Genomic DNA, 9808 nt, shown 5'->3' on the forward strand with positions numbered 1-9808 from the left:
CCGGGTCAGGCGAAGGCCAGGTACAGGCGGTAGAACAGCGACGACAGCATCACCAGCACGCCGGTGGCCAGCACGGCCACGCCGGCATCGCTGTCGCGGCGGGTGTAGCCGACGCAGAGCAGCAGCATGCCGGCGGCGATCAGCGCGGTCATCACGTTGAGCGGATTGTCCATCATCCCTGGCGAGACTCCAGGTAGGCGCGGATGCGCCGGGCGGCCTCGACGCACTCGGCCAGCGGGGCGACCAGCGCCATGCGCACGCGGTTGGCGCCCGGGTTGACGCCGTCCACTTCGCGCGACAGGTAGGAGCCGGGCACCACGGTGACGTGCTCGCGCTCGAACAGATCGCGGGTGAAGGTGGTGTCGGCCACCGGGGTCCTGGCCCACAGGTAGAAGCCGCCGTCCGGGCGCTGCACGTCGAGCACGCCGTCAAGTACTTCCAGCACCGCGGCGAACTTGGCGCGGTACAGGTCGCGGTTGGCGCGCACGTGCTCCTCGTCGTTCCACGCGGCGATGCTGGCCAGCTGGGTCTGCACCGGCATGGCGCAGCCGTGGTAGGTGCGATAGAGCAGGAACGGCTTGAGGATCTCGGCGTCGCCGGCGACGAAGCCCGAGCGCAGGCCCGGCAGGTTGGAGCGCTTGGACAGGCTGTGGAACACCACGCAGCGCTTGAAGTCCTGGCGGCCCAGTTCGGCGCAGGCGGTGAGCAGGCCGGGCGGCGGGTTGTCCTCGTCGAAGTACAGCTCGCTGTAGCACTCGTCGGCGGCGATCACGAAGTCGTTCTCGTCGGCCAGGGCGATCAGCTGCTTCAGGGTGTCCATGGGCACCAGGGCGCCGGTGGGGTTGCCCGGCGAGCAGATGAACAGGATCTGGCAGCGCTGCCAGACCTCGGCCGGCACGGCGTCGAAGTCCGGGTTGAAGCCGTTGTCTTCCAGGCACGGCAGGTAGTGCGGCTGGGCGCCGGCCAGCAGGGTGGCGCCTTCGTAGATCTGGTAGAACGGGTTGGGGCTGACCACCAGGGCGCCCGGCTCGCGGTTGACCACGGCCTGGGTGAAGGCGAACAGCGCCTCGCGGGTGCCGTTGACCGGCAGCACGTGGCGGGCGGCGTCCAGCCAGCCGGCCGGCACGCCGAAGCGGCGCTCGCACCAGGCGGCGATGGACTCGCGCAGGGCCGGCAGGCCGAGGGTGGTCGGGTAGGTGGCGAGCTGGTCGAGGTTGCTCGCCAGCGCCTGGGCGACGAACTCCGGCGAGCGGTGCTTGGGTTCGCCGATGGACAGGGCGATCGGCTTCTTGTCAGCCGGCGGCTGGGCGCCGGCCAGCAGCGCGCGCAGCTTTTCGAACGGATAGGGCTGCAGGAGGTCGAGGGCTCGGTTCATCAGGGGTTCCTGTTCAGAAGCGGATGCGCGACGGCGTGGTCAGGCTGTCCGGGGTGTCGGAGAGCTGGCGGACCAGGGATTCCTGCAGGCGGGCGCAGAGCTCCGGGTCGGCCAGCGGCTGGTTGTGGGCGTCGGTGACGAAGAACACGTCCTCCACGCGCTCGCCGAGGGTGGCGATCTTGGCGTTCTGCACCGACAGATCGAAGTCGAGGAAGATCTGTCCGACCCGGGCCAGCAGGCCCGGGCGGTCGGGGGCGATCACCTCGATGATGCTCAGCGGGCGCTGGGCGTCGGTGTGGATGGTCACCTGCGGGGCGAAGCCGAAGCTCTTCAGCTGGCGCGGCACCCGGCGCTTGATGATGCTGCTGTAGTCCTGCGGGTTCTTCAGCGCGTCGACCAGGCCCTGGCGGATCTCCTCGATGCGCTGCGGGTCGTCGCCGATCGAGCCGCCGTCGGCGTCCAGCACCACGTAGGTGTCGAGGGTGAACTGGCTGGTCGAGGTGAGGATGCGCGCGTCCTGGATGTTCAGGTTGAGCTGGTCCATGGCCGCCACGGTCACCGCGAAGAAGTCGTGCTGGTCGGGAGCGTAGATGAAGATCTGCGTGCCGCCCTCGAACTCGCGTTCGGTGGTTTCCTTGATCAGCACCAGCGGCGCGCCGTCGTGGGGATGCTGGAGGATCGCTTCGGCGTGCCAGGCGATGTCCTCGGGGCCGTGGCGCAGGAAGTAGTCGTCGCCCAGCTGGGTCCACAGCTGCTCGGCGGCGTCGCTGTCGACCTCGCCGCGGCTGCGCAGCAGGTCGAGGGCGGCGTGCTGGTTCTCGCGGATGCGCTCCTCGCGGTCGATCGGGTTCTCCAGGCCGCGGCGCAGGGCGCGCTTGGTCTCGGCGTACAGCTGGCGCAGCAGCGAGGCGCGCCAGGAGTTCCACAGCGTCGGGTTGGTGGCGTTGATGTCGGCCACGGTCAGCACGTACAGGTAGTCGAGGTGGGTCTGGTCGCCCACGGTGCGCGCGAAGTCGTTGATCACCTGCGGGTCGGAGATGTCCTTGCGCTGCGCGGTGGTCGACATCACCAGGTGGTTCTTCACCAGCCAGGCGATCAGCCGGCTGTCCCACGGCGGCAGGTGGTGGCGGGCGCAGAAGGCCAGCGCGTCCTGGGCGCCCAGCTCGGAGTGGTCGCCGCCGCGGCCCTTGGCGATGTCGTGGAACAGCCCGGCGAAGTACACCAGCTCGGGCTTGGGCAGCTTGGCCATCAGCTCGCTGGCCAGCGGGAACTTCTCCGCCAGCTCCGGGCGGTCGAGCTTGCGCAGGTGCTTGATCAGGTTGAGGGTGTGCGCGTCGACCGTGTAGATGTGGAACAGGTCGTGCTGCATCTGGCCGATGATGTGGCCGAACTCCGGCACGTAGCGGCCGAGGATGCCGTAGCGGTTCATCCGCCGCAGGTTGCGGTGGATGCCCTCGTGGGACTTGAACAGCTCGACGAACAGGCTGGTGTTGCGGATGTCGTTGCGGAAGCGGTCGTCGATCAGGTGGCGGTGGTCGCGCAGCAGGCGGATGGTCTGCGAGCGCACGCCGCGGATCTCCGGGTGCTGGGCCATCAGCACGAACACCTCGAGGATCGCGCTGGGGCTGCGCTTGAACACGTTGGGGTGGATCGCCTCGATGAAGCCGTCGCGCACCTGGAAGCGCGCGTTGAGCTGGCGCGGCGGCTCGGCCCCGGGCTGTTCGAGCAGCAGCTCCTCGAGGATCTGGTTGACCAGGTCGCTCAGCTCGGCGGTGGCCATCACCATGCGGTAGTATTTCTGCATGAACTGCTCGACCGCCAGCTTGGTGTCGCTGGTCTCGAAGCCGAACAGGCCGGCCAGGCGGCGCTGGTGGTCGAACAGCAGGCGGTCCTCGGCGCGGCCGGTGATCATGTGCAGGGCGTAGCGCACCTTCCACAGGAAGGTCTGCCCGGCGCTCAGCAGTTCGTGCTCGCCCTGGGTCAGCAGGCCGTGGGTGACCAGGGTCTCCAGGGTCAGGGAGCCGTACTGGCGGCAGGTCACCCAGAGGATGTGCTGCAGGTCGCGCAGGCCGCCCGGCGAGCCCTTGACGTTGGGCTCGAGGTTGTACTCGGTGTCGTTGTACTTGGCGTGGCGGGCGCGCTGTTCGGCGCGCTTGGCGAGGAAGAACTCGCGGGCCGGCCACATGTACTGGGTGCCGGTGGCGGCGCGCATGCGCTGGCGCAGGCTGTCGGGGCCGGCGATGGTGCGGCTTTCCATCAGGTTGGTGATCACCGTCAGGTCGGCGCGCGCCTCGCTGGCGCATTCCTCCACCGAGCGCACGCTCTGGCCGATCTCCAGGCCGATGTCCCACAGCAGGGTGAGGAAGCCCTCGATCGGTGCGCGCAGGCGCTCGTGCTGGGCGCCGTCGAGGAGGATCAGGAGGTCGATGTCCGAGTGCGGGTGCAGCTCGCCGCGGCCGTAGCCGCCGACCGCCACCAGCGCCACGCTGTCGTCGTCGCCCCAGTCGAAGCGCGCCCAGGCCTCGCCGAGGATCTGGTCGACGAACCAGGCGCGCCCGGTGATCAGCGCGCGGATGTCGCAGCTGGCGGAGAAGCGCCCGTCGAGCACCTCGCAGGCCTTGCGGATGGCCTTCTTGAAGGCGGGAATCGGGCTGCTCTTCAGCGCCAGTTCGGCCTGGAACTGGCCGCGGTCGAACAGTTCGAGGTCCGCATCCATCGAGGGCATCGGGCGATCTCCATTCATCGGGGTGGGGCTGGGGCTCAGGGCAGGCAGCGGGCGATGGTGTCGTCGCTGCGCAGGGTGAGGATCTCGCAGCCGCTGTCGGTCACCAGGATGGTGTGCTCGTACTGGGCGGACAGCTTGCGGTCCTTGGTGATCGCCGTCCAGCCGTCGCCGAGCAGGCGGGTCTCGTGGCGGCCCTGGTTGATCATCGGCTCGATGGTGAAGGTCATCCCGGCCTTCAGTTCCAGGCCGGTGCCGGCGCGACCGTAGTGCAGCACCTGCGGCTCCTCGTGGAACACGTTGCCGATGCCGTGACCGCAGTACTCGCGCACCACCGAGTAGCCGTTCTTCTCGGCGTGCTTCTGGATGATCTCGCCGATGTCGCCCAGGCGTGCGCCCGGACGCACCACCGAGATGCCCTTGTACAGGCACTCCTGGGTGATCTGGCACAGGCGGGTGGCCCACTCCGGCACCTTGCCGACCATGAACATCTTGCTGGTATCGCCGAAGTAGCCGTCCTTGATCACCGTGATGTCGATGTTGAGGATGTCGCCATCCTTGAGCGGCTTGTCGTTGGGGATGCCGTGGCAGACCACGTGGTTGAGCGAGGTGCAGATCGACTTGGGGAAGCCCTTGTAGTTGAGCGGCGCCGGGATGGCCTGCTGCACGTCGACGATGTAGTCGTGGCAGAGGCGGTTGAGTTCGTCTGTGGTGACCCCGGCCTTGACGTGCGGCTCGATCATTTCCAGCACCTCGGCGGCCAGGCGGCCGGCCACGCGCATTTTCTCGATTTCCCCGGGGGTCTTGATGGTGACGGTCATCAGCTCTCTCTGGCGCGGCTGCGCCTGCCTATATAAACAGGAAAGACTGTCATTCTAACAGAGCCGGCGCACGCTGCGGGACGTGCGCACGGGTTTCGCCGAGCGCGCAGGTATGGTATAAAGCGCCGCGCTTTTCGGGGTGGTCCCGGAAAGGCAACGAAACCACACACGCATCGACACAATTATCCTGGGTGCCCGCAAGGGTTGGATTTTGGGATGCGTGGAGGCTCAACCCGACTTATCGAGGAATAGAAATGTCCCAAGTCAACATGCGCGATATGCTCAAGGCCGGCTGCCACTTCGGTCACCAGACCCGTTACTGGAACCCGAAGATGGGCAAGTACATCTTCGGCGCGCGCAACAAGATTCACATCATCAACCTCGAAAAAACCCTGCCGATGTTCAACGAAGCCCTGAGCTTCGTTGAGAAGCTGGCTGCCGGCAAGAACAAGATCCTGTTCGTCGGCACCAAGCGCTCCGCTGGCAAGATCGTCCGCGAAGAAGCTACCCGCGCCGGTATGCCGTTCGTCGATCACCGCTGGCTGGGCGGTATGCTGACCAACTACAAGACCATTCGCGCTTCCATCAAGCGTCTGCGCGAGCTGGAAACCCAGTCCCAGGACGGCACCTTCGAGAAGCTGACCAAGAAGGAAGCGCTGATGCGTTCGCGCGACCTGGAGAAGCTGGAGCGCAGCCTGGGTGGTATCAAGGACATGGGCGGTCTGCCGGACGCGCTGTTCGTGATCGACGTCGACCACGAGCGCATCGCCATCACCGAAGCCAACAAGCTGGGCATCCCGGTCATCGGCGTGGTCGATACCAACAGCAGCCCGGAAGGCGTGGACTACATCATCCCGGGTAACGACGACGCCATCCGCGCCGTGCAGCTGTACCTGGGCTCGATGGCCGATGCCGTGCTGAACGGCAAGGCCAAGGCCGGCACCGGCGAAGAGTTCGCCGCCGAGGCTTCCTCCGAAGCCGCCGAAGGCTGAGCGCAGGCGCGCCAAGCGTTATCCGGTGCGCAAAAAGGGGGCTAGGCCCCCTTTTTGCCACTTCCGAATTGCCGCCCGGCCCGCCGGGCGAACTGGTTTAGCAACTCTTCAGAGGATTCCCAACATGGCAGAGATTACTGCAGCACTGGTCAAGGAACTGCGCGAGCGTACCGGCCAGGGCATGATGGAGTGCAAGAAGGCCCTGGTCGCCGCCGACGGCGACATCGAGAAGGCCATCGACGACATGCGCGCTTCCGGCGCCATCAAGGCCGCCAAGAAGGCCGGCAACATCGCCGCCGAAGGCTCCATCGCCGTCAAGGTCGCCGCTGACAACAAGGCAGCCGTGATCATCGAGGTCAACTCGCAGACCGACTTCCTGGCCCTGCAGGACGACTTCAAGGGCTTCGTCGCCGAGAGCCTGGAAGAAGCCTTCGCCAACGGCCTGACCGACGTGGCCCCGCTGGTCGCCTCCCGCGAGTCCGCCCGCGAAGCCCTGGTCGCCAAGTGCGGCGAGAACGTCAACATCCGTCGCCTGACCCGCGTCGAAGGTGACGTGATCGGTGCCTACCTGCACGGCCACCGCATCGGCGTGCTGGTGACCCTGAAGGGCGGCAACCCCGAGCTGGCCAAGGACATCGCCATGCACGTGGCTGCCAGCAACCCGCAGTTCCTGAGCGCTGCCGAGGTTTCCGAGGAAGCCATCGTCAAGGAAAAGGAAATCTTCCTGGCCCTGAACGCCGACAAGATCGCTGGCAAGCCGGAAAACATCGTCGAGAACATGGTCAAGGGCCGTATCGCCAAGTTCCTCGCCGAGGCCAGCCTGGTCGAGCAGCCGTTCGTCAAGGATCCGGAAGTCAAGGTCGGCGAGCTGGCCAAGAAGGCCGGTGCCGAGATCGTTTCCTTCGTCCGCTTCGAAGTGGGTGAGGGCATCGAGAAGGCCGAAGTCGACTTCGCTGCCGAAGTTGCTGCCCAGGTGGCTGCCACCCAGCAGTAAGATGGCCTGAGGTCGTCCGAGAAGAGGCTGCCCGCTCCCGCGCGCAGCCTTTTCTTTGCAAGCTGGCGGCTCGGCCGCCGGGAAGAGACAGGGATGCAGTTTTTCGGTGCCATGAGGGCACGGGTTCACTCTGCCGCGGTCAAAGCCGCGCCGGAGCGCGAAAAGCCGGTTTTTCGCAACATCACACTGCCGCAGGAGATTCGTATGGCCCAGCTGAGTGGTCGCCAAGCCCGCTACAAACGTATTTTGCTCAAGCTCAGCGGTGAAGCGCTGATGGGCAGCGAGGACTTCGGCATCGATCCCAAGGTGCTCGACCGCATGGCCCTGGAGATCGGCCAACTGGTGGGCATCGGCGTGCAGGTCGGTCTGGTCATCGGCGGCGGCAACCTGTTCCGCGGCGCGGCGCTGAGCGCGGCCGGCATGGACCGGGTGACCGGCGACCACATGGGCATGCTCGCCACGGTGATGAACTCGCTGGCCATGCGCGACGCCCTGGAGCGCTCGAACATCCCGGCGCTGGTGATGTCCGCCATCTCCATGGTCGGCGTCACCGACCACTATGATCGCCGCAAGGCCATGCGCCACCTGCACAGCGGCGAGGTGGTGATCTTCTCCGCCGGCACCGGCAATCCGTTCTTCACCACCGATTCTGCCGCCTGCCTGCGCGCCATCGAGATCGATGCCGATCTAGTACTGAAGGCCACCAAGGTCGATGGCGTGTACACTGCCGATCCGTTCAAGGATCCCAATGCCGAGAAATTCGAGCGCCTGACCTATGACGAGGTGCTCGATCGCAAGCTGGGCGTGATGGACCTGACCGCCATCTGCCTGTGCCGCGATCACAAGATGCCGCTGCGGGTGTTCAACATGAACAAGCCCGGAGCCTTGCTTAACATTGTTGTCGGGGGAGCCGAAGGCACCCTGGTCGAGGAGGGTTGAGAATGATCAACGAGATCAAGAAGGACGCGCAGGAGCGCATGAAGAAGTCGCTGGATTCGCTGGATCACGCCTTTGCCAAGATCCGCACCGGCCGCGCCCACCCGAGCATCCTGGACAGCGTCATGGTGTCCTACTACGGCGCCGACACCCCGCTGCGCCAGGTGGCCAACGTGGTCGCCGAGGATTCGCGCACCCTGGCCCTGACCGTGTTCGACAAGAGCATGATCCAGGCCGTTGAGAAGGCCATCATGACCTCCGACCTGGGGCTCAATCCGGCCACCGCCGGCACCACCATCCGTGTGCCGATGCCGGCGCTGACCGAGGAAACCCGCAAGGGCTATACCAAGCAGGCACGCGCCGAGGCGGAGAACGCCCGCGTGGCGATCCGCAACATCCGCCGCGATGCGCTGGCCCAGCTCAAGGACCTGGTCAAGGAGAAGGAGATCAGCGAGGACGACGAGCGTCGTGCCGCCGACGAGGTGCAGAAGCTCACCGACAAGGCCGTCGGCGAAGTCGAGAAGGCCCTCGAGGCCAAGGAAGCCGACCTGATGGCCGTCTGACGGCCGGATGACTGTCATGGACAAGACGATGCAAGCACCTGCGGGTACGCCGCGCCACGTTGCCATCATCATGGATGGCAACAACCGCTGGGCGAAGAAGCGCTTCATGCCCGGCGTGGCCGGGCACAAGGCCGGCGTCGATGCGGTGCGCGCGGTGATCGAGGTGTGCGCCGAGGCCAAGGTCGAGGTGCTGACCCTGTTCGCCTTCTCCAGCGAGAACTGGCAGCGCCCGGCCGACGAGGTCGGCGCGCTGATGGAGCTGTTCCTCATGGCCCTGCGCCGCGAGGTCAAGAAGCTGGCGGCCAACGGCATCCGCCTGCGTATCCTCGGCGAGCGCACGCGCTTCCAGCCCGAGCTGCAGAAGGCCATGTCCGAGGCCGAGGCGCTGACCGCCGAAGGCGGCGGCATGCTGCTGCAGGTGGCGGCCAACTACGGCGGCCAGTGGGACATCACCCAGGCGGCGCAGCGTCTGGCGCGCGAGGTGGCCGCCGGTCACCTCGCCGTCGACGAGATCACTCCCGATCTGCTGCAGCGCTGCCTGGCCACCGGCACCCAGCCGCCGGTCGACCTGTGCATCCGCACCGGCGGCGAGCAGCGCATCAGCAACTTCCTGCTCTGGCAGGTGGCCTACGCCGAGCTGTATTTCTCCGAGCTGCTGTGGCCGGACTTCAAACACGATGCCATGCGCGCCGCGCTGGCCGACTTCTCCTGTCGCCAGCGACGCTTCGGCAAGACCAGCGAGCAGGTGGCGGCGGAACAACGGAAGCCCACATGCTGAAGCAGCGCATCATCACCGCCCTGATCATGCTGCCCGTTGCCCTGGGCGGCTTCTTCCTGCTGCAGGGTGGCTGGTTCGCCCTGTTCATCGGCCTGGTGGTCTGCGCCGGCGCCTGGGAGTGGGCGCGTCTCGCCGGCTTCGAGGCGCAGCCGCTGCGCCTGGGCTATGCCGGCGTGGTCGCCCTGCTGCTGGCGGCCCTCTACCAGTTGCCGTCGCTGGCCGGGCCGGTGCTTGCCCTGGCGGTGCTCTGGTGGCTGGCGGCCATCGCCCTGGTGCTCGCCTATCCGGCCAGCAGCCGGGCCTGGCAGGCGCTGCCGGTGCGCCTGGTGATCGGCCTCTTGATCCTGCTGCCGGCCTGGCAGGGCCTGCTGCTGCTCAAGCACTGGCCGCAGGGCAACAGCCTGATCCTCGCGGTGATGCTGCTGGTGTGGACGGCCGACATCGGTGCCTACTTCAGCGGCCGGCGCTTCGGCCGGCGCAAGCTGGCGGTGCAGGTCAGTCCCGGCAAGAGCTGGGAGGGGCTCTACGGCGGCCTGGCCGGCAGCCTGTTGTTGACCCTGCTGGTCGGCCTGTATCGCGACTGGGACGCCCGCGACCTGATGATGGCGCTGCTCGGTGCGGCGCTGG

10 protein-coding genes are annotated in these 9808 nt (G+C 66.8%); 6 read left to right on the forward strand and 4 right to left on the reverse strand.

The window, feature by feature from the left end; genetic code table 11:
• Positions 1 to 5: 5 nt before the first annotated feature.
• Genes E5198_RS21470 through map form a run of 4 tightly spaced genes read right to left on the reverse strand, consistent with a single transcriptional unit; the run spans position 6 to position 4918 of the window.
• Positions 6 to 176 (reverse strand): hypothetical protein, encoded by a 171-nt coding sequence (locus E5198_RS21470; protein ID WP_168772485.1) that lies wholly within the window; start codon positions 174 to 176, stop codon positions 6 to 8.
• Positions 173 to 1375 carry a succinyldiaminopimelate transaminase gene (gene dapC / locus E5198_RS05950; protein WP_136489086.1) on the reverse strand — a complete coding sequence of 401 codons (1203 nt, stop codon included), beginning with the start codon at positions 1373 to 1375 and terminating at the stop codon, positions 173 to 175. The genes E5198_RS21470 and dapC overlap by 4 nt, the downstream gene beginning before the upstream one ends.
• Positions 1376 to 1388: 13 nt before the next feature.
• Positions 1389 to 4100 (reverse strand): [protein-PII] uridylyltransferase, encoded by a 2712-nt coding sequence (locus E5198_RS05955; protein WP_136489087.1) that lies wholly within the window; start codon positions 4098 to 4100, stop codon positions 1389 to 1391.
• Between the two features lie 35 nt (positions 4101 to 4135).
• Positions 4136 to 4918, reverse strand: a complete 783-nt coding sequence (gene map, locus E5198_RS05960) for a type I methionyl aminopeptidase (RefSeq protein WP_136489088.1) — start codon at positions 4916 to 4918, stop codon at positions 4136 to 4138.
• 254 nt (positions 4919 to 5172) lie between these two features.
• On the opposite strand from map, the gene rpsB reads away from it, so the two are divergent.
• The 6 genes from rpsB to E5198_RS05990 form a co-directional block, all read left to right on the forward strand.
• Complete coding sequence (gene rpsB, locus E5198_RS05965) at positions 5173 to 5910, forward strand: 30S ribosomal protein S2 (RefSeq protein WP_136489089.1); 738 nt, start codon at positions 5173 to 5175, stop codon at positions 5908 to 5910.
• Between the two features lie 124 nt (positions 5911 to 6034).
• Positions 6035 to 6904 (forward strand): translation elongation factor Ts, encoded by an 870-nt coding sequence (gene tsf / locus E5198_RS05970; protein ID WP_136489090.1) that lies wholly within the window; start codon positions 6035 to 6037, stop codon positions 6902 to 6904.
• A 204-nt stretch (positions 6905 to 7108) separates the two neighbouring features.
• Positions 7109 to 7843 (forward strand): UMP kinase, encoded by a 735-nt coding sequence (pyrH, locus tag E5198_RS05975; protein WP_136489091.1) that lies wholly within the window; start codon positions 7109 to 7111, stop codon positions 7841 to 7843.
• Between the two features lie 2 nt (positions 7844 to 7845).
• Positions 7846 to 8403 carry a ribosome recycling factor gene (frr, locus tag E5198_RS05980; RefSeq protein WP_136489092.1) on the forward strand — a complete coding sequence of 186 codons (558 nt, stop codon included), beginning with the start codon at positions 7846 to 7848 and terminating at the stop codon, positions 8401 to 8403.
• A 16-nt stretch (positions 8404 to 8419) separates the two neighbouring features.
• Entirely contained in the window at positions 8420 to 9181 is a 762-nt protein-coding gene (uppS, locus tag E5198_RS05985; RefSeq protein WP_136489093.1) for a polyprenyl diphosphate synthase, read from the forward strand.
• Positions 9175 to 9808 (forward strand): phosphatidate cytidylyltransferase (locus tag E5198_RS05990; RefSeq protein ID WP_136489094.1); only part of this gene is annotated, 634 nt, incomplete at its 3' end. The genes uppS and E5198_RS05990, both read left to right, overlap by 7 nt.

The organism is Pseudomonas sp. A-1 (genome assembly GCF_004801855.1).
Taxonomy (GTDB): domain Bacteria; phylum Pseudomonadota; class Gammaproteobacteria; order Pseudomonadales; family Pseudomonadaceae; genus Geopseudomonas.